Below are 19,663 nucleotides of genomic sequence, written 5' to 3'. Positions count from 1 at the left end.
TGAGGTCTCATGCGTTCCGCCATGCCACGCATTTTGCATCTGCCCGTTCTTGCTGCACTGCAGCTTCTCTCTATGCCGAGTGCACACGCACAATCACTGCCGCTCGATCGCGCGTACCTGCAGCGTGACTTCCGTGCCGCCGATGCGTTTGCGCTGAATGCGAATCCACTCGTCATCCCTCGTGCTGCCCGCCCCAATCAGCCCTTTTCTGTAACAGGAGAGCGCGGAGCCATTCTCGGCCAGCAGGATGGAAGCTTTGAGCTGTGGCTGCTCCCCGTGAAGATCTTTCACAACGCAAAGCTCTCGGCGCGGCTTGAGGGATATCCGGCACTCATCGATCTGAACGCCCAGGCCGCGGAGATCGAGGTCCGTCCCGACCATACGACGATTACTTACTCGCATGCGGCGATTACGGTGAAGCAGCACATGTTCATCCCGCGTGGACAGCCCGCCGGCCAGGCGACAGCGGTGGTGCTCTTCGAAGTGCACGCATCACGCCCCGCGGCAATTACGCTCTCACTCGATCCAAGCCTGGAACGCCAGTGGCCCGCGCCGAACTTCGGCCGTCCGAACGGTAGCTGGATTCCCGCCGGCACCGGCGGCGCCTATCTGCTGGAGACGGACAATCCCGCTTTCTTCGGCGCTATCGCCATGCCGCAGGCGACACATGGCGATATCCGTCCTTATCAGGAGCGTCCACAAACCACACCGCTGACCTTTACCTTTACCTACGATCCTGCAAAGGACGATGCGCATTTTTTCCCGCTGCTATGTTCTGTCGCAGATCTGTCGAGTGGCACACAGCAAGACAGGCGCGCGCTGCTGGAAAAGACCTTTGCCGCCGGCGATCACGTTCAGGACCTCTATCGATCTACGGCAGACTACTTCGCTCATTTCTTCGATCAGCGTCTGACCGCTCACACGCCCGACAAGAAATTTGATGAAGCTCTGCAGTGGGCCGAGGTGGCAATCGAGCAATCGAAGATTACGCGCAGCGATGGCGCAGGTCTCGCCGGCGGATGGTATACCTCGGGTGATTCAGCACGCCCAGGCTTCGGCTGGTTCTTCGGCCGCGACACGTTGTGGACGCTCTATGCGGTGAATAGTTATGGCGACTTCACTCTCAGCCGCCAGGCGCTTGAGTTCCTTATCTCGCATCAGCGCGAAGACGGCAAGATGATGCATGAGTATTCGCAGACAGCCGAAGCGGTGGAGTGGACAAAGCTGCCGTATCTCTATGCCTCCGCCGATGCGACGCCTCTGTTCGTCATGCAGATGGAAGACTATGTCCGCGCTACGGGTGATATTGCGTTCCTGCGGACGCACTGGGACAACGTGAAGCGGGCCTATGCATTTACCCGCGCTCACACCACCGCGGGCGCCTTCGATAACTCGCAGGGTACGGGCTGGGTGGAAGAGTGGCTGCCGAAGCTGCCGCATCAGGAGGTCTACCTGGTCGCTCTCGATCAGCAGAGCAGTGAAGCCATGTCGCGGCTGGCAACGCTGATGAAGGATGCGGAAGCCTCTGCGTCCGCAGTCAGTACGGCAAAGTCGATTGCAACGCTCCTCAAGGAGTTCCGCGGCAGCGACGGCATGTATGCCTTCAGCCGCGATACCGATGGAGCGTATGAACATGTGCCGTCGATCTTCTCCAGCGTCGCATGGTGGAACGGACATCTGAGTTTGCCGGATGCAAATCCGATGTTTGCTGCGTGGGCAGGCTCGCAGTTCAGCACGGACTGGGGAACGCGTTCGGTGGCGAGTTCAGCGGCGATCTACGATCCCATCAGTTATCACCACGGCTCAGTGTGGCCGCTCTACACCGGCTGGGTCAGTATGGCGGAGTTCCGCTCCGGACACAGTCTTTCGGCGATTGAACATCTGCGTCAGAACATGCAGCTTACCTGGCTGCAGGATCCCGGCTTCGTTACTGAGGTCTTGTCAGGCAAGTTCTATCAGCCGCTGGGGCGCAGCAGTTCGCACCAGTTGTGGTCGTCGGCGATGGTGCTCTCGCCTGCCATCCGTGGGCTCTTTGGAATTGAAGCGGATGCACAGCGGCATGCTCTGTATGCCCACCCCCAACTGCCGGCGGATTGGAACGAAGCCACATTGAAGAACGTTCGCGTTGGCGATGACTTCTACACGGTCACCATGCGGCGCGTCGACGGATCACTGGAAGTGGAGGCTACTTCGGAAAAGCCGACGACACTCACGCTGGCTGCGGATTCTGAAGCGCCCGCAGCTCCGCAGAAGCCATCGACGCATCATGTACTTCGCCTGCCGTTACCGGCGGTTGAGGTGGCTCTCCCGCTTGCGCAACCGCGGGAGGGAGAAGAGACCTCAGGGCTCAAAGTCGTCGATCAACAGCTGACGGATCGTCGTCTGACGCTCACCCTGGAAGCGCCCGCAGGAACGTCACAACAATTAAGGGTGCGGACGAACACCAAGCGGAAACTTGTGTTGCACGCCACCGGCGGGGAACTTCATGACGATATATTGCGGCTTTCTTTCGAAGGAACGCCACAGTCCTCGCCGAAGTACATGTCCAAAACCGTCACTCTGACCTGGTAACAGGGACCTATGTATTCGAGCGCAGCTCGAACCAGGTGGGAGCAGCGGGCTTCAGCCCGCTGATATGAGCCCCTAAAATGATGGGCTTTAGCCCTGGGCATTTCATCTCTGTCAGGACGAAGGCCCAGGGCTAAAGCCCATTTCTTATAAGACATGAAAAACCGCGGGCTGAAGCCCGCGGCTCCCACCTATTCTGGCTACTGCAGCATCAAACTCGCCAGCGTCGTCATGCCGTCAAATAGATTCCCCAACCGGATATTCTCGTTATCCGTGTGCTGGTTATCGTCATAGTTCGCAATCGATACCCCCACGGTCGGCACATGAAACGCATCGATAAATGGTGAAGCCGGCACGCTGCCGCCCAGCGTGCGAATGCGCACGACCTTGTCTCCCCAGACAGCTTTCAGCGCGTTGGTTGCGAATACTGCCTGAGGATCGTTCGGGTCTGTTCTCCACGCTCCGCCGCTCGTGGCAGTGAGAGCCCGCGAGGTCACCTTGGCCACCTTCGCATGCGACGCAAGCATTGCCACATCCGGATCCTTGTCGACGATGTAGTAGCCCTGCGCGCGGATGAAGTCGATGACCCGTTCCGCCATCACCTGAGGACGGTTCTCTTTCACCAGCCGCATCGCGATCTCTGCGGTCGCGTTGGCGGCAATCACACCACCGACCTCGCCGCCTTTCATCGTGTGCACGCTGAACGCGGGAAGGTTAAGACCCTCCTGCAGCGAATGCGCCGCCCCGTCCAGCGATCCGACGCCGAAGTCGCGCTGCATCTGCGCGCTCTGGTCGGGTACCGCGTCGATCATTGCCTTCGCCTCGGTAGAGAAGGGAAGCACATCGCTGTAGAAACCGGGGATGACGACCTTGCCCGTGCTGTCCACCATCGATGCGATCAGTTGCGCCAGGCGCACATTGGCGTCTGGCATCCAGTTGCCGTAGTTGCCGCTGTGCATCCCCTGTTTGGCGGTGTAGACGGTTACGTTGACGCTGGCTCCGCCACGCGCGCCGTAATAGATGGTCGGCCCGCTAGGATGCTGCGGCCCATCGAGTATGACCAGGAGATCGGAGCGAAGCTTCTCCGGATACTTCTGAATCACTTCGGCCAGACCTTTGCCGCCGCCTTCCTCTTCGCCATCGAGGAAGATCTTTACGTTCTCCTTCTGTGTGGATCCAATCGCGTCCAGAGCGCAGAGCATCGCCTCGATCGGAGCTTTGTCATCTCCCGCAGCGCGTGCATAGATCCGCCATGCATCTGGAAAGGTTGCGCTCGACAGATCGGTCACCAGCTCGCCACCGGCTTCGATGCCGTCGGTCCGCACGACGGGGACAAATGGATCCGGTTGCGCCCACCGTTTTACATCCACCGGTTGGCCGTCGTAGTGGATATAGAAGAGGATCGTCCGTTTGGCTCCCGGAACTCGCTTCTCTCCAAAAACCATCGGAACCCCACTGCTCGTCGGCCATATCTCTGTATCCAGACCGCGCTTCTTCATCATCGCGGCCAGCAGATCGGCATTCGCCTGCAGCGCCTTCGCGTCTCCATGAATATTCGGGAGCGACAGCAGCTTGAGATACTCTGCGACAATCTCGTGGCGATGTGCGTTAGCGTACGTGCGAACCTTGTCGAACTCTGACTGCTGCGCCGCCAGGGTAGAGACCATACTGCAGGTAAGTGCAAGAAGAGACAGAATACGGGAACTCGTCACAGCACACTCCTTCGAACAGAGTTGAACTGCCAGACACGTGCGGCTACCGGGAAGCCGCGCCGCTTCATAAAGATGGAACGGATACCTGAGTTATACACATCAGGCGCTCTGCGCCATAGCCGTCTCGGGAACTAAATCAACCCCGCCGTTGTCTATCTCTTCATGCAGGATGCGGCGTGCTTCCATTGGCGGTCGAGTGGTAGTCTCACAATTGTGATCAGGCGTTGCTTCTCCGCGATTCTTCTCAGTGTTGCTCTGGGGACAGGTGTGTCTGCCCAGCAGCCGGCGCAGGGGAAAACGCCGTCGACCACAGTGCAGCTTCCTCCGGCGCCGCTACTCCCGCAGTCGCTTGGCACTTGGACCCTCAGCGATCAGAAGCCCGCTGTCACCGATACAGGCCTCAACGACGTCATCAACAAAGAGCTGGGTGTAAAGCGGTCGCAGGCCGGCGTTTACACTTCCGGAAACAATCAGCTCTCGATCGTCGCGACGCAGTATATGGATGCAACCGGCGCTTATGCGGCCTTCGCTTCGCTGCGGCAGGCGGGCACACACGCCGCTCCGGCAAAGATCGGCAATGAGGCTGATGTGAAGGGAAACGAGGTGCTCTTCTGGAGCGGACCAACGCTGGTCTCCGCATCGTTCCAAACGCAGCCTGACTACAAAGCATTGGAGACATTGACCAATGGCCTGCCGAAGCTTGGCGGCGCCGCCGGCCGCGCTCCGGGACTGCTCTCGTATCTGCCGAAGTCAGGTCTTCGTGCGGAGAGCGTGAAGTACGCCGTTGGTCCCGCGACCTATCAGCACGATGGCGGGCAGTTGAATCCATCCCTCGTAGATTTCTCTAAGTCGCCTGAGATCGCCACGGGGCAATATCCCCACGGCACCTTCGTTGCGATCTACTATCCCACGCCGACGATTGCCGGCGATCGCTCGCGTGCGCTGCTGAAAGATCTGCTCGATCATCTGCCTGCAGGAGCGACAACAGACTCCATCGCAGTTCGGCGAGCTGGTCCTATTGTTGCGATCACCTATGGTCAGTTCACCGCGGAAGAGGCCAACAAGCTTCTTGACCAGGTGCACTATGAGACCAACGTCACCTGGAACAAACCAGAGGGCTACATCAGTGAAGCCAGCAAGGCAGCACGTCTGTTGGTCAACATCATCCTTGGTGTCTTTGCCATGGGTCTTGCTGCATTGGTGCTGGGTGCATTCTTCGGTGGAGGCCGTGCGTTGATTCGCGTGTTGCAGGGGAAACCTGCCTCATCGATGCATGATGCCGAGTTCATTCACCTTGATCTGCGCCAGGATCTGCGTCAGGACGCTCCACCCCCGCCTCGGCAAAACTGACTCGTTTCTGGTGCAGCAAAATATCTAACGGGCTGAATTCAGGCAGGTTTGCCGGAAAAGGTTACCCTTCCTGAGGAGAACAAAGGGCGAATGGATTTTGGCTCAGGTTACTGTTTGGTCACTCTTTATCTCATTGATAATAAGCGGTTTGTGGACGGCCAGAAATTGCCTTGACACCCCGTTTGGGCGAACCATAGTATTTCGCCAGAAAGTTCTGATGGCTTTGCCTCCGTTGGAACTATTCTCCCTACGAAGAGGCCGCCCTGTTGCCGGGCGGCTTCTTCCTTTTCATTTCCGCTGGCTTTGCGTGCAGCGTCAATCCCCGATAAAATCACTGAGGAGTCCGCCGACGTAGCTCAGTTGGTAGAGCAGCTGATTCGTAATCAGCAGGTCGCCGGTTCAAGTCCGGCCGTCGGCTCCAGTCACTTCCACTCCGCGTCCTGCGACAACACCTCGACAATCAAAGATCACTGCTCAGCAATCCTTTTGTTCGTTTCAAGAGGATTCAACCAGAATTTTGAGTGAAATCCGGGTCCATAGAGCCATCGATCTGCTTTTCTACCCGTTCTGTCCAGGTACGCCCTAAAAACAAACACCGTTCACGCTCCACTGTGATTCGCCGATGATCCGGTAATGTTCACCATGCACGATGTCTTCATCGCCCTTCTCTTTCTCGTGATTCTTGTTGCTCCTTGTCTCGTGGCTTTGGGCTTCACTGACGATACGGGCGAACTTTAGTATCAGATTTGGTACGCGAATTCCACTGATTTCTTGCGTTGACCCCGCTAACCCTCTTGATTACTGTCTGTTTGCCACGCATACTCGGCACAAGAGGAGACGGTGCCGACCGAGATAACCACAAGCGATAGCTACAGCCGTCAGGATGTGCTTCGTATTCTGCGGCTCCATCCCCGGCAACTGGCCGGGTGGGAGCGTGCCGGCCTCTCCGTCGTCAAAGAAAGTTACAGCTTTGAAGATCTGGTGCGTCTGCGCCGTCTGCGCGATCTCAGTACTTCACGCATCTCATCCCGCTCTATCCGCGCCGGTATCGACGCCATGCGTCGCGTCTCAGGAATGACCAACCCGCTGGTTGAGGCCGCTTCCATTGCTCGTCGCGGCTCCCGTCTGGTCTTTCGTCACTCCGGCGCTCTGGTGGATCCGGTAGCGCAGCAGCTTCTCTTCGACTTCGATCCGCAGACATCGCGTCCACTCGCTGTAGTGCACGCCCATGAGGCGGCCATCGACAAGGCGATGCAGGTGCAGGAGATGTTCCTGCAGGCGGTGCAACTGGAAGAGCACACCGCGACCATCGGTCAGGCACAACAGATCTATGTCGACCTGCTGGAGCTCGATCCGAACCACGCTCCAGGCTGCATCAATCTCGGCACCATCTACTACAACCAGAAGCTCTACGGTCGTGCCGAGCAGCTCTACCGTCGCGCTACGATTGCCGACCCCAGCTACGCATTGGCTTTCTTCGACCTTGGCAACGTCCTGGACGAGTTGCAGCGGCTTCCCGAGGCTGTTGAGGCTTACAAGCGCGCCATCGCTCTGTCGCCCTCCTATGCCGACGCGCATTACAACCTGGCGCTGACCTACGAGCGTTGCGCGGAGCGCCGCCGGGCGCTGCCGCACTGGCTCGCCTATGTCCGCCTGGACCCCATCGGCCCCTGGGCCACCCACGCACGCAGCCAGGCCAGGCGCATCCTGGCCGGCGAAAAGCTGTCCATCGTGAAACGTCACGCAAGCAAATAGTTCTCAAAGGGCCTACAATCAGTGGTAGGACCACTATGAGTAAGGCCCAAAAGCACACCCCACTGCCATTTCTTGGTCTTGCCTGCGCTGTGGGCGTGTCCAGCATTTACTACAACCAGCCATTGCTGGTGGAGATGGGTCACACCTTCGGCGCCACCAGCGGAGCCACCGGATATGTCGCCGTAGCGACGCAGGTGGGCTATGCGCTGGGCATGCTGGCCTTTGTCCCCATGGGCGATCTGAAGGAGCGCCGTGGCCTCATGCTCCGCATGTACGCCGCGGTCTCCATTGCGCTGCTTCTGACGGCTGCCGCCCAGTCGCTGCCATGGCTCATCGCTGCGAGTGCGCTGGTGGGCTTGCTGGCTTCCGTAACGCACATCGTGCTGCCGATTGCCCCCGACCTTGCCAGCGATGAAGAGCGGGGCCGTGCGATCGGCACCGTGATGACCGGTCTGCTTTTGGGCGTACTGCTGGCCCGCACCTTCTCCGGCTGGGTCAGCCGGATCCACTTCGGGGCGGCCGCGGGCTGGAGAACGGTCTTCGTCGTCGCTGCGGTGATCAACCTCAGCTTTGTACCCATGCTGCGCCGCACCATGCCTGCGCTGCCGCCCAAGCATAAGCTCAGCTATGGCGAGGCCATCCGCTCCTTATGGACACTGTGGTCGAGCCAGCGGCTGCTCCGCGAGTCGGCTGCGATGGGCGCACTCATCTTTGCTTCTTTCTCCTGCTTCTGGACTACGCTGGCCTTCTTTCTCGGTACCCGCTATGGTCTCGGAGCCGGTGTTGCCGGCACCTTCGGTGTCGTCGGCGCAGCCGGAGCTGTCGTCGCTCCGCTTGCAGGACGCATGGCAGACCGCCACGGACCGCGCTACGTCCTCTCCTGGGCGCTGGTAACGCTTGCGGCCAGCTTTGTCTGGTTGTGGGTGCAGGACCGCTTGCATATGCCGATGGCGGCTCACGTGGGCGCCATGGTGGTTGGCGTCATTGTCCTCGATATGGGCGCGCAGATGTCGCAGATCGCCAACCAGACCCGCATCTTTGGCCTCGACGCCTCAGCCCGTAGCCGCCTGAACACGGTCTACATGACGGTGTACTTCACGGGCGCGGCCGTCGGTTCAGCCCTGGTGACCTTCGCCTGGGTGCATTGGCAGTGGAATGGCGTCTGCATCCTGGCGCTGGCCCTGCTGAGCGTCGCCGCGCTGGTGCATGCGACTGGAAAGAAAGGCCCCTGCTCGATGGACCACATCCCGGTGGAAGAGGAGCGGGTGCTGGAAGTTTAGTAAGACTCTCTTCTATTTGTCATTTCGTGAACCAGACCGAAGTCGATTGCCTACGGCTTCCCATCCTGACTAAGGATCGCGTCCCGCCACTGTTGCGAAACCCCAAGGGCCTGTAGTTCTTTTGCACCCAGCGCGAATGAGCTAGCACACGGATGAGCCACTTGTGGCAAGGCTGCGGGAAAAACTTTCAATGCATTCGCCTTCTCATCCGGATAGAGGTGAAACTCTGTCACCTCAGCTACGATTTCTATCCCGCAATCGCCACGGCTCTTGTAATTGGCTACATAGAGTGCCTGAAGACGTTTCGATCGAATGGTGATCCACGGCATGCCATCGTCGGAAGACGTGTTGATTTCTTCAGCCCTCCCCTTCGGAAAGACTTTGTCCCACCTCACGGCATCACCCGTCCGCAGATCGTAGACCAATGGAAAGGTTTCATCAAAAGGATGAACACCACCGCAGTCCCCGCTGTCTGACACAAGCACGCTCAGCAATGCCGGGCCGCTTTTCGTGACCCGAACAACTCGTTTCCAAAACATGTCAGGCCCGCTGCATGCTTCTGCAGCTTTCCTGACCCAGAGGTCCTGCCGATCGAGCGCGGCATTGATTTTTGCCTCGGCAGCATTCGGAGCCACGATGCGAGGCAGCGCAGCAACCTCCTTCCGAATCTGCGGCCCGCTCACCAGCTTTAATGGTTTCTGCGCAACACTCCAGTGAGCTTGAAGTAGCAAGACCACGCCCAGGGAGAATCCTAGCTTTAGCTTGTCAACGAGTGGCATGAAGCGTCCTCCTCATTGTCTTTGGATCGCAGCTCGCGATAAATGATCGTCGGCAAGTCCGTGTAGACCGGTTCCCCGCACCAAACAGGGATTCATAATAGCAATATTCAAGATTCCGCCCTTTGAAAAGGAAGGTTCGTCATGCAGAACGCTCGCCGCAGAGTTGGATTCGTTCTTCTAATTACGTGTGCTTTCGCATCCACCCTCATGCCATCTGCCTACGGGCAGAGGAATGTTCACGCCGTTCTTGTCGCCACGGCCAATCGGAAAGCTGCTCCGGTCTTTCATCTTGCCAATTCGAATGGAAAAAGAGTTCAGATCTCGGATTTTCGTGGAAAGGTCGTTCTGCTGAACTTCTGGGCGACAGAGTGCGGCGGCTGCGTGCTGGAGATCCCTTCGTTCATCGAACTTCATCACGCCTACGAAGCTAAAGGCTTCACCGCCCTCGGTATCTCGGCGGATATCCCTTATGAAGGGCTGAAGAATGAGCATGAGGCGTGGGGAAAAGTGCGGCCGTTTGTCCGCAGCAATCACGTCAACTACCCGATCGTGATGGGCAACGACGCGGTTATCAAGTCGTATGGCTTTGCTTCGTATCCGGCGACATACCTGATCGACAAATCGGGACGCATTGCTGCAACCTACGTGGGCATCGTAAGCAAAGAGGATGTTGAGGGCAACATTAAGCGTCTTATTGCGGAGTAGTAATCCGGATGGGATGTGCGTGAGAGTCGTCCGGCTTTTCTTTGTCATTTCGCGGTGACCGAAGGGAACGGAGAAATCTGTTCACGTCGGGATATCCGTATCAGTAGAGAAGCGGATTTCCCCGCTACGCTTTTCCCCAGCCAGCCAAGCTGGCCGGGGACCCCGGTCGCTACGAAATGACAAAAAGATATTCGAGCTTCGCTCGAACAACCCACATAAGCTTCGCGTATGTGGGGCACCCGGTGCATGGGCTTCGATGCCGTACGCCTTCAACCTTTAGCTCTTATCTGCACCAACTGTTGCGGCCGCAACTGTGCCGCAAGCTGTTCGCGGGCTTCGTCTGTTAGCCGTTGCGGTGTCCAGCCATCCAGCAGGGTGATTTCGACCGTTCCGGTCTCGGGGAAGCCGTAGAGGCGATTGCGAATCAGCTCCGTCATCATCGCCGTCGCCGTCTCATCCTCAGTCGGACGATACACCGACAACCTGACGATGTGCTTCTGCGGAACGCCGGGAATTCCTGCTCCCGGCGCGTCTTTGTCAGGAGAGACGTTGATGTCGTCGATCAGGCCCAGAGCTTCTACGTTCAGCTTCAGTGCAGGGTGGAAGCAGTCACGCAGGGCCCGGCGAATCTCTTCGACAGTCATGCCTAATGTTTCCGTTCGACGAGGAAGCGGGCAATCGTCTTCAGCGGTTCTGCTGCTTCTCCCCAGGGGGCAATGGCGTCATACGCTTCGCGGATCATGGCATCGGCATCGGCAATCGACTTTTCGAGGCCGTAGACCGCGGGCCAGGTGGCCTTGTCGGTTGCGGCGTCCTTGCCTGCCGTCTTGCCCAGTTGGGCGGAGTCCTGCGTGAGGTCCAGCACGTCGTCCACGATCTGGAAGGCCAGGCCCAGCTTTTCGCCGAAGGTGCGAAGGCGCGCCACATCCTCCGCGGATGCTCCGGCATACAGGCCGCCGGCAACGATGGAGACCGTGATCAGGGCTCCGGTCTTCGAGCGGTGAATCGCCTCTACCAGCTCTGCCGTCGGCTTCTTGCCCTCGCTCTCGATATCCACCACCTGCCCGCCGATCATGCCGGGAGCGAGTCCATCGGCGCCAACGCCGGTATTCACGGCGATGGCAACCTCGCGAAGAATCTGCACCGCGGATGTCGCTGGGCACTTTAGATGAGCCAGTGTCTGGAAGGCGGTTGTCTGCAAGGCGTCGCCGGCGAGGATGGCGATGGCTTCGCCGAAGACCACATGACAGGTGGGCTTGCCGCGGCGCAGGTCATCGTTGTCCAGCGCCGGAAGATCGTCGTGGATCAGCGAATAGGTGTGCAGCATCTCGATGGCTGCGCCACACTCTTCCACGCCCTCGGGCAGATTGCCTGCAACCATCCGCGCGGCCTCGAGCACCAGCGCGGGCCGAAGACGTTTCCCGCCGGCAAAGGTCGAATGGCGCATGGCGCGGTGAATGGAGTGGGGCTGGGCATCGGGGCCGGGCAGCAAACGCTCCAGCGCGGCGTCCGTCACCGTGACGGCTTCGGTAAGGATGGTTTCAACAGACATTGTGTTCGCGTTTAAGAATAAATGGTCGGCAGCGCGTGCTGCCGCTGGGTCTCTATCCGATGCACCAGAACTGCCAGCAGTATGCCCATCAGGCACAGGACCAGGCCCAACAACTCTGCCGGCGTGTGGTGATAGTGGATCTCCACCTCGTTCGGCCCGGCAGGCAGAGGAATCGCCATCAAACCGTCTTCTCGCTCGGTAACAGGTACTGGAGCGCCGTTGTTGGTCACCTGCCAGGCGGGATAGGCCCGGCGATTGACGATCAGCCAGAATGACCGCGGCCACAGCACCTGCAGCCGCGTATGTTCTGTCTCCCAGGTGATGTCTTCCGAACGGGGAGGGAGGCCCAGAACGCGCATGCGCATCTCCGTCCCCGGACCCAGTACGGGCACCGGAGCGTCAGGCTTGCCGGCGATCCACCATACCGGATTGCCCTGTTGCAGCACGTCGTTGTCGGCATCTCGTACGGTGTATTCATCCGTGGGCATCACGCCGCCGCCGCGGGCAAACAGAACAATATGTGCCCCGGGTGCGTCTTCGTCGTCACACTCCTGCAGGTAGAAGTGATGTGTGATGACAGTAGTCACGGCCAGAACTGCTATGGCACCGGCAGGCATCACCCATGTGCCCCGTATGCGCGTAAGCGCCGGCACACTTAACGTCAGCAGTACGGCTGCGATGGTCTGCTGCAGACATAGGAAACGCCAGGGGAACTGCAGGAAGCCGAGCTGAGGCGCGTGATGCCAGACGACGGCTGAGACCGGGAGCAGCAGCACAAGCAGCAGCAGGGTCATGGCGCCCAGCAGGCGCGCTGTCTTATCTCTGCGAAGCAACAGCACCAGGGTGAGGCTTACGGCGAACAGCACGACGGCGATCCGCGAGGCTTGCCACAGGACGGTATCGTGCAGCGGATCGGTCGTGTGTCCGAAGAGAAAGTTATCGTCGGGCCGCATACCCTCGACCGTCGCCATTGCCGCCTGCACCCATTTGCGGTCGACGACCGCCGGCACAATGTAAAACGCCGCGAACAGCAGACCGAAGAGGGTGCCCAGCGTGAACTGCGTGATCGTCTCGCGGCGCAGCGCACGTGGCCACAGCACCAGCCGCAGCAGACCCAGCATCAGCAGTCCGTAGCATCCCAGCACCGCGGCAGGAGCGTTCGTCAGCCATAGCAGCGCGATCGGGATGGCGATCTCCAGCCATCGCGGTCTCTCGCGCAGCAATGCTGTCAGCAGCAACGGCATCCACGATGCCGCAAGCAGTTCGGCGTAGGCCGTACGCTCGTAGGCCGTAAACATGAGATACGGGTTTGCAAGGTACGCGACAGCAATCGCCGCCGGTATCCAGCGGTTCTGGCTTATCGTTTCACCGCCCACTGACGACACCATGCGCAGACATGCCACACCCGCAAGGAAGAGGCAGAGCCAGGTGTAGACAATCGGGGCCACTGTGTAAGGCATCAGGAAGCCAAGCAGGCCCCCGATCATCCATGAAAGCGGCGGATAAAAGACGAAGCGAGGCTCTCCCGCTCCCCAGGCTGCGGTGAAGGCCCATTGCGGATGCAGTATGCCACGCTGAAACTGTGCGTGTACTTCAAGCCAGTTCACCAGGTGGAAGTCGAAGTCATGGCCGCAGGAGCAGCCATGCAGCACAAGCGGAAGCACAGCAAGAAACGCCGCCACCGCGATGACGGCGGCAGGCGCAAGCTGTCGCTTCCACGCCGGTGGACTCATGGTTCCAGCGTAAGGGTGTGCTGCGCCTTCACCGTATTCCAGGGAAGCGGCAGAGGCTTACCGTCATACCAGTTGCTCCACTGGTCGCGGAAGTTTGTGCTGCGCGGATTGCCGGACTGACCGACAGGCACATTGAGATTTGAGTTCTCCCAGTCGGCAAGATCTGCGGTGAAACGTTCGCTCGCGCCGAAGGTCGCTGAACCTGCACGCACGGTGATGGTGTCGCCGGGTAACGGGAAGCTACCAGGGCCGGCCGGGGCAGGGAAGATGCGGCGGAAGATCCGGTTCGTTCCGTAGAGGGGATGCTGCAGGTCGATGCGGTGCATGGCGCCATAGCTCCAGTGCGACAGGTCTCCGGGAGCATGCGCATCTCGCAGTCCTTCCTGGACAGCAGCCGTCAACAGATCGTTCCAGTCACTGTACGGGCTCGGCAGCCACCGCGCCGGGGCATGTGAGATCAGCTCTTCCTGCACAAACGAGCGGGAATTCCAGCGGTACAGCCTCCAATCGTTGCCCAGCAGAGGCCGTAGCAGCATGGGCCACAACGCTGTCCGCGTCGCACTCACGATCGCTGCTGCCGGAGAGTTGATTTCCATGTTGCCATTCCATACGCGCAGCAGATCGGCGGCCTGATGCAGCCGCTTGTCCTTGGTCTTTGAGTGGTCGATGGCATACGCCAGCTTCTGTGCAATGACGCGGTCGCCGTCAGAGTAGACATCGAGCTGGAGCTTCATCATGTCGGCTGCGGTCAGTCCCTTGGAAGGCAGCAGTTGCTTCCAGATGCGCTCATTGCGGTAAGGGTTCTCCCAGTCGAGCGACAGCGTGTACGGAGCGTCATCTGCCGTAATGCGGGCATTCGCAGTGGCCAGCACGCCAGATTCGGGATCCAGCGCCTGCGGCATCAGGTCGTAGCTCACATATCCGCTCCACTCATACGAGCCATCGGTGACAGGAACCGGAGACAGGCCGGAAGGATGCTGCGCATCGCCACGCACTGGTACTTTGCCGATGGCGTGATAGCCGATATGCCCCTGGTCGTCCGCATAGACGGCTGAGAGCGATGGTCCTCCGAAGCTGCGGAAGGCTGTGACGAACTGTTCGTAGTTGCTTGCCTGATTCACGGCCTGGAAGGGGAGGCTGGCGGTGATCTCAGGATCATAGACGGTCCATGCCAGCGCCAGCGGCCGCTGTTCCCGCGGAATCATTGGGCTGATGACAGGCGTGGGATGTCCGCCATGGCTGGTCAGGCTGATCTCCAGCGGTACGTCTTTCCCTCCGCGGACGTGGATCACTTCCTGACGGGTCGCTACGGGCAGCCAGGCGCCGTCATGCGTCTGGAACTCACGCTGCTTCGGATTTGCTGCGGACGTCCGCAGCTTTTCGATGTAGAGATCCTGCACGTCAGCGAGTGACGCCGTGAAGCCCCAGGCGATGTGCTGATTGTGGCCAACGATGATGAAGGGTACGCCGGGCAGTGCGACGCCGGTGGCGTGCAGCTCAGGCGATTCGAGAGATGTCTCGTACCAGATGCCTGGAATGTCGAGCCCCAGGTGCATATCGTTCGACAGCAGCGGCTTGCCTGTTGCGGTGTGTGCTCCACTCACCGCCCAGTTGTTCGATCCGGAGACGCAGCCATCGCAGGTGAAGGGATGAAGGACATGTTGCAGATCTTCGATGGAAGAGGCGGGAAGCGTTAGCTTCGTCTGCGTCTCATCCAGTGGAGCGTCAGGAGGATCCTGATTAGGGGCGGAGAGGCTAGGATGGCCATCGACGGGAGGATGATCGCGCCATGAGCCAACCGGATAGAGATCAGCCAGCAGCTCGGGCGACAGCCGTGCCGTGAGTGTCTCGCGGGCCAGCTTGGTGGGGAATGAGGTGGAGAGCTCCTGGCTCATCGACAGGCCTACGAGCAGCGAATCGTGCGGTGTCCACTTCGCCGGAGCGTAGTGCAGCAGCCGGAACTCCAGCGGAAGATGTCCCTCGCTCTCGGCGATGTACGCATTTACACCATCGGCGTACGCGTTCAGCAACTGCATCTGGTCTGGTGCTACGTGAGGGAGCGCGGCATCGGCCGCGGCACCCAGTTGCAGATAGCGCTGCGTCCGGTCATGCTCCAGTGTCATGGAGCCGAGGATCTCCGACAGACGTCCCTCGGCGTAGCGGCGCAGCATGTCCATCTGCCACAGGCGGTCCTGCGCGGTGATATATCCCTGTGCGAAGGAGAGATCGTGCAGATTGCCCGCGTGGATCGCCGGCATTCCCTCTGCTGTTCGTTCTACCTTGACGGCTGCGGTAAGCCCGCGTGTATGCACGGTTCCGTCTACCTGCGGCAGACTCGCATTGAGAGCATGTGACAGCCACAGCCGCAATGAGACGCCGGCAATCAGCACGAGAACCAGAACAACGCCGGCGCTGATGCCAACGTACTTCAAAATCCGGCGTTTGCGCTCTGGGGAGGTCGCAACAGCCTGGAGGTCGGTTACTTCCATGGTCAGCTTGAGTCTAACCGACGCTCCGGTATGCTGCTGAGATGGGTGGAAATCTGCACTCGCTGGAATTGGTGCTGATGCTTCTGCTGGCCTTCGTCGCCTCAATCGCGGGCGTGGCCCGGCGGTGGCAGAAGCCGTATCCCATTGTTTTGGTAATTGGCGGCCTGCTGCTCAGTTTTGTACCGCACCTTCCGGCTATTCCTCTGAATCCGGATATCGTCTTTCTGGTCTTCCTGCCTCCGCTGCTCTATTCGGCTGCATGGCAGACCTCGTGGCGCGACTTCCGTTTCAATTTCACCAGCATTGCTATGCTTGCCGTGGGCCTGGTCGGATTTACCGTCATCGGCGTCGCGTGGGTAGCTAACCGCTGGCTTTTGAAGGAGTTCGACTGGCGTGCCGGCGTGCTTCTGGGGGCTGTGGTCTCGCCGACCGACGCGATCGCCGCCAGCGCAATCGCCAAGCGCCTGGGATTGCCTCGCCGCATCGTAGACGTGCTGGAAGGTGAAAGCCTGTTGAATGACGCCACCGGCCTTCTGGCGCTGGAATTCGGCCTGGACCTCATGCTGCGCGGTACAACCCCTACGGTTACGGGCGGGCTTCTGCGGCTGCTCTGGCTGGTTGTCGGCGGTGTCGGAGTAGGTCTGCTGCTCGGCGCCGTCTTTACCCGGCTGGAGCATTGGATCGACGATGGTCCGGTTGAGATCGCTCTCGGGCTGGTCGTCCCCTACGGCGCCTATCTTGCCGCGGAAGAGGTCAAAGCCTCAGGCGTCCTGGCCGTGGTGGCCTGCGGTCTTTATCTCGGCCAGCAGGCGGCTCGTATCTTCTCGCCCCAGGTTCGCATGCAGGCCTATGCGGTGTGGGATACGTTGGAGTTCACCCTCAACGGTCTGGTCTTCGTCCTCATCGGTCTGCAACTGCCTACCGTGCTGGCGGGAATCAAGGGTTACAGCCACATGGAGATGATCCGCAACGGCATCATTCTGTCCGTTGCCCTGATTGTCCTTCGAATTGTGTGGGTCGCTCCCGGCTCGCGTGTAGCCTACTTTATTCGCCGGCGTCTGCTCAGGCAGCATGTGCCTTATCCGGCCATGAAGTCGTCCTTCGTTATCGGCTGGACGGGAATGCGCGGTGTCGTGGCTCTGGCTGCCGCGCTCTCGCTGCCGGAGCAGATTCCGCAGAAGAACCTGATCGTCTTTCTGACCTTCTGCGTCATCTTTGTCACGCTGGTGCTGCAGGGGCTTACGCTGCCGAAGGTCATCCGTGCGCTTGGTCTCGATAATCAGAGCGGTCCCGACTGCGAAGAGAACGAGGCGCGCAAGCTTGTGCTGGAAGAGGCGCTGGCCTATCTGCAGGAGAGCAGGGACCGGGCGGGAGATCACGCCGGGCACGCCTACGAGGATCTGATCCATCAATACGAGCATCGCCTGGAGGCAGTGACCGACTGCGGCACTCCTGATACGACCGAGGGTCATTCGCATCGCTATCGCGAGGTCGCTCTCGCCGCCATTCATACGGAGCGCAACGCGCTTCTCCGTCTGCGCGACGAGGGACGCATCAGCGATGAGGTGCAGCGCAAGATCGAACGTGAGCTCGATCTAAGCGAAGCCCGCAGAGAGGCGCCACTATGAGTCATCCCGATTTCACCAATCCATTCTGGAGCGGCCTGGTCACCGCGAATGCCCCACTCGCCATCGGCGGCGATCTCGCGCGCCGTTATCCGGCTGAGGTAATTCCCTTCGGCGGCGTTGCGGATGTCCGCGACCCCGCTTGCATGGCCGCCTTCCGCGATCTACTGCATCCCGGCGAAAAGGTCTATCTCACCGGCGACGATCTGGCCGCTGTGGACGGCCTGGTGGAGAGTGTTCTTCTCCCGGGCGTGCAGATGCACTTCGCGGGCGACTCCTCGGTGGCGGCCTTCAGCGACCAGGTCGTTCTCCTGGGCGAAGCCGAGGCGCATGAGATGGTTGCCCTGACCGATGTGGCCTTTCCCGGCTATTTCCGTCCCGCGACCTGGAAGCTGGGGCAGTATTATGGCCTCCGTGTCGAGGGAGAGTTGATTGCCATGGCGGGGGTGCGGGTCTCGCTGCCGGGCTGGCGCGAGATCAGCGCTGTATGCACGCATCCGCAACACACCGGGAAGGGGTACGCCGCTACGTTGATCCGCCACGTGATGGCCGAACACCGCAACGAAGGCGCGGAAAACTATCTGCATGCGGCGGCTGCAAATCATCGCGCCATTGCGATCTACGAGCGGCTGGGCTTCACCCATACCAGAAATATCAGCTTCCGCGGCATGCAGCTTGCTTGACACCTCCCGCCCGACCACTAGAGCATTTTCCCTGATGCTGGGTATCCCGGAAGAGGAGTGCAGCGGCGTTTTCATTGCGGAAAACGCCCATAGATGCGGAAGCCCTACGCTACACCTGCAGGGAAAATACTCTATGCTTAGAATTTCGCAGTGAAAACAGGCTGCGATCGAGTGAGGTCTTACCCGCATTTGAACTGCCGCGTCTTTTATCACGACAGATGTTTTGACGGAGCATGCTCTGCATCGCTGTTTACGCGCTTCCACCGGGAGTGCATCGGCACAGCGACGGAGTACCAATATCAGGGCCTGGTGCATCGTGCCGGAGCTTTGTTCGATGGCGACGAGTTCGTCGGCGATGAGAATGCCATTGTCGATTTCAAGTACTCGCCCTCACCGAAACTGACCTGGTGGTTCGACCACCATCAGTCGGCCTTTCTCACCAAAGAAGATCAGGCTGCCTTCGAGGCGGGTCAGCATGACGGCTCGAAGACGCTGCGGCACTTCTTCGACCCCACCTACACCTCGTGCACCAGCTTTATTGCGCACATCGCCAGCACAACGTTCGGAATGGATGTCAGCGGCCTGAAGGACCTTATTTATTGGGCCAATATCGTGGACGGCGCCAAGTATGAGAGCGCCGAGGCAGCAGTCGGCATGAAAGAAGCAGCCATGCGCCTGACCATGGTGATTGAGTCCACGCAGGACGATACGCTGATTCCGCGTCTGATTCCGATGCTCACCGAGATGCCGCTGGAAGAGATTCTGAAGCAGCCGTTTGTCGCCGATCTGCTGGAGCCGTTGCTGGCCAAGCATCAGGCCTCGGTCGAGTTAATTGGTTCACGCGCGACCTGTGAGCGCGGTGTGATTACATTCGATATCACCGATCAGCCGACCGAGGGCTACAACAAGTTCATCCCTTACTATCTCTTCCCCGATGGCGTCTACAACATCGGCCTCAGCAAATCGTCGTTCCGTACAAAGGTAGCTGTGGGCACTAACCCATGGACAAAGGTTCCGGTAGAGAAATTAGTGAACCTGGCCGCAATCTGCGAGCGTTACGGAGGTGGCGGCCACGCCCGCGTCGGCGCCATCAGCTTCCCGCCTGACAAGGAATCCGATGCCCGCGAAGCCGCCAAGGTGATCGTGGACGAGCTGCGAACTGCATACGAAGGCTGAGCCACACAATCAGCGAAAGCCCATGTATCAGGGCGCATTGATAAATTCAAAAGCAGCAGACACCCGTTGCCCCATTCTTCGCGGTTTTATCGCGAAGAGTGGGGTTTAGCGTCGGGTATCGCGCTTCGCGCGACCGTATTTTTGTCGTTTCGTGGTGACCGAAGGGAGCGGAGAAATCTGCTTCTCTACCTGCTACCTTTTCCGCCACCCTTTCTTCGTCATCTTTCCTGAGTGCGTTTATCGACGCACGATTACC

14 protein-coding genes and 1 tRNA gene are annotated in these 19,663 nt (G+C 59.6%); 9 read left to right on the top strand and 6 right to left on the bottom strand.

The genetic code is table 11. The annotated features are described in order from the left end of the window. Positions 1-21 precede the first annotated feature (21 nt). Positions 22-2,571, top strand: coding sequence for an amylo-alpha-1,6-glucosidase (locus tag FTW19_RS24955; RefSeq protein ID WP_147650257.1), 2,550 nt, complete (start codon positions 22-24; stop codon positions 2,569-2,571). Between the two features lie 197 nt (positions 2,572-2,768). Here the strand turns inward: FTW19_RS24955 and FTW19_RS24950 are convergent, their stop codons facing one another. Continuing rightward, positions 2,769-4,280, bottom strand: coding sequence for a M20/M25/M40 family metallo-hydrolase (locus FTW19_RS24950; RefSeq protein ID WP_147650256.1), 1,512 nt, complete (start codon positions 4,278-4,280; stop codon positions 2,769-2,771). 267 nt (positions 4,281-4,547) lie between these two features. On the opposite strand from FTW19_RS24950, the gene FTW19_RS24945 reads away from it, so the two are divergent. The 4 genes from FTW19_RS24945 to FTW19_RS24930 all read left to right on the top strand — a co-directional run bounded on the left by FTW19_RS24945 (position 4,548) and on the right by FTW19_RS24930 (position 8,665). After that, positions 4,548-5,630 carry a DUF6599 family protein gene (locus FTW19_RS24945; RefSeq protein WP_147650255.1) on the top strand — a complete coding sequence of 361 codons (1,083 nt, stop codon included), beginning with the start codon at positions 4,548-4,550 and terminating at the stop codon, positions 5,628-5,630. Positions 5,631-5,975: 345 nt separating this feature from the next. Further along, positions 5,976-6,051 (top strand) — tRNA-Thr (locus FTW19_RS24940). 419 nt (positions 6,052-6,470) lie between these two features. After that, positions 6,471-7,385 (top strand): tetratricopeptide repeat protein, encoded by a 915-nt coding sequence (locus FTW19_RS24935; protein WP_147650254.1) that lies wholly within the window; start codon positions 6,471-6,473, stop codon positions 7,383-7,385. Positions 7,386-7,420: 35 nt separating this feature from the next. Further along, positions 7,421-8,665, top strand: a complete 1,245-nt coding sequence (locus FTW19_RS24930) for an MFS transporter (RefSeq protein ID WP_147650253.1) — start codon at positions 7,421-7,423, stop codon at positions 8,663-8,665. A gap of 50 nt (positions 8,666-8,715) precedes the next feature. Here the strand turns inward: FTW19_RS24930 and FTW19_RS24925 are convergent, their stop codons facing one another. Next, positions 8,716-9,444, bottom strand: coding sequence for a hypothetical protein (locus FTW19_RS24925; protein ID WP_147650252.1), 729 nt, complete (start codon positions 9,442-9,444; stop codon positions 8,716-8,718). Between the two features lie 141 nt (positions 9,445-9,585). Between FTW19_RS24925 and FTW19_RS24920 the strand changes: the two genes are divergently transcribed. Next, positions 9,586-10,149 (top strand): peroxiredoxin family protein, encoded by a 564-nt coding sequence (locus tag FTW19_RS24920; protein WP_147650251.1) that lies wholly within the window; start codon positions 9,586-9,588, stop codon positions 10,147-10,149. 269 nt (positions 10,150-10,418) lie between these two features. Here the strand turns inward: FTW19_RS24920 and FTW19_RS24915 are convergent, their stop codons facing one another. Genes FTW19_RS24915 through FTW19_RS24900 form a run of 4 tightly spaced genes read right to left on the bottom strand, consistent with a single transcriptional unit; the run spans position 10,419 to position 15,923 of the window. After that, positions 10,419-10,793: a DUF59 domain-containing protein gene (locus FTW19_RS24915; protein WP_147650250.1), complete on the bottom strand. Its 375-nt coding sequence runs from the start codon at positions 10,791-10,793 to the stop codon at positions 10,419-10,421. A 2-nt stretch (positions 10,794-10,795) separates the two neighbouring features. Then, positions 10,796-11,701, bottom strand: coding sequence for a polyprenyl synthetase family protein (locus FTW19_RS24910; protein WP_147650249.1), 906 nt, complete (start codon positions 11,699-11,701; stop codon positions 10,796-10,798). 11 nt (positions 11,702-11,712) lie between these two features. Continuing rightward, entirely contained in the window at positions 11,713-13,434 is a 1,722-nt protein-coding gene (locus FTW19_RS24905; protein ID WP_147650248.1) for a hypothetical protein, read from the bottom strand. Then, on the bottom strand, positions 13,431-15,923 hold the full coding sequence (locus FTW19_RS24900; protein ID WP_147650247.1) for a penicillin acylase family protein: 2,493 nt from the start codon (positions 15,921-15,923) through the stop codon (positions 13,431-13,433). Before FTW19_RS24900 ends, FTW19_RS24905 begins: the two co-directional genes overlap by 4 nt. Positions 15,924-15,964: 41 nt before the next feature. Between FTW19_RS24900 and FTW19_RS24895 the strand changes: the two genes are divergently transcribed. The 3 genes from FTW19_RS24895 (at position 15,965) to FTW19_RS24885 (ending at position 19,407) form a co-directional block, all read left to right on the top strand. Continuing rightward, positions 15,965-17,551 carry a Na+/H+ antiporter gene (locus FTW19_RS24895; protein ID WP_147650246.1) on the top strand — a complete coding sequence of 529 codons (1,587 nt, stop codon included), beginning with the start codon at positions 15,965-15,967 and terminating at the stop codon, positions 17,549-17,551. Next, positions 17,548-18,231: a GNAT family N-acetyltransferase gene (locus tag FTW19_RS24890; RefSeq protein WP_147650245.1), complete on the top strand. Its 684-nt coding sequence runs from the start codon at positions 17,548-17,550 to the stop codon at positions 18,229-18,231. Before FTW19_RS24895 ends, FTW19_RS24890 begins: the two co-directional genes overlap by 4 nt. Before the next feature lie 189 nt (positions 18,232-18,420). Then, positions 18,421-19,407: a DHH family phosphoesterase gene (locus tag FTW19_RS24885; RefSeq protein ID WP_147650244.1), complete on the top strand. Its 987-nt coding sequence runs from the start codon at positions 18,421-18,423 to the stop codon at positions 19,405-19,407. Positions 19,408-19,663 lie beyond the last annotated feature (256 nt).

Origin of the sequence: Terriglobus albidus (genome assembly GCF_008000815.1) — a bacterium.
Classification (GTDB): domain Bacteria; phylum Acidobacteriota; class Terriglobia; order Terriglobales; family Acidobacteriaceae; genus Terriglobus; species Terriglobus albidus_A.
Note: the sequence above shows the minus strand (reverse complement) of the source record. Positions and strands in the feature narration are given on the sequence as shown.

Excerpts from the sequence above, each read along its gene's own strand:
- FTW19_RS24955 (WP_147650257.1), top strand. The coding sequence starts at position 22 with ATGCCACGCATTTTGCATCTGCCCGTTCTTGCTGCACTGCAGCTTCTC.
- FTW19_RS24920 (WP_147650251.1), top strand. The coding sequence starts at position 9,586 with ATGCAGAACGCTCGCCGCAGAGTTGGATTCGTTCTTCTAATTACGTGT.
- FTW19_RS24900 (WP_147650247.1), bottom strand. The coding sequence starts at position 15,923 with ATGGAAGTAACCGACCTCCAGGCTGTTGCGACCTCCCCAGAGCGCAAA.
- FTW19_RS24905 (WP_147650248.1), bottom strand. The coding sequence starts at position 13,434 with ATGAGTCCACCGGCGTGGAAGCGACAGCTTGCGCCTGCCGCCGTCATC.
- FTW19_RS24895 (WP_147650246.1), top strand. The coding sequence starts at position 15,965 with ATGGGTGGAAATCTGCACTCGCTGGAATTGGTGCTGATGCTTCTGCTG.
- FTW19_RS24890 (WP_147650245.1), top strand. The coding sequence starts at position 17,548 with ATGAGTCATCCCGATTTCACCAATCCATTCTGGAGCGGCCTGGTCACC.
- FTW19_RS24925 (WP_147650252.1), bottom strand. The coding sequence starts at position 9,444 with ATGCCACTCGTTGACAAGCTAAAGCTAGGATTCTCCCTGGGCGTGGTC.
- FTW19_RS24910 (WP_147650249.1), bottom strand. The coding sequence starts at position 11,701 with ATGTCTGTTGAAACCATCCTTACCGAAGCCGTCACGGTGACGGACGCC.
- FTW19_RS24930 (WP_147650253.1), top strand. The coding sequence starts at position 7,421 with ATGAGTAAGGCCCAAAAGCACACCCCACTGCCATTTCTTGGTCTTGCC.
- FTW19_RS24915 (WP_147650250.1), bottom strand. The coding sequence starts at position 10,793 with ATGACTGTCGAAGAGATTCGCCGGGCCCTGCGTGACTGCTTCCACCCT.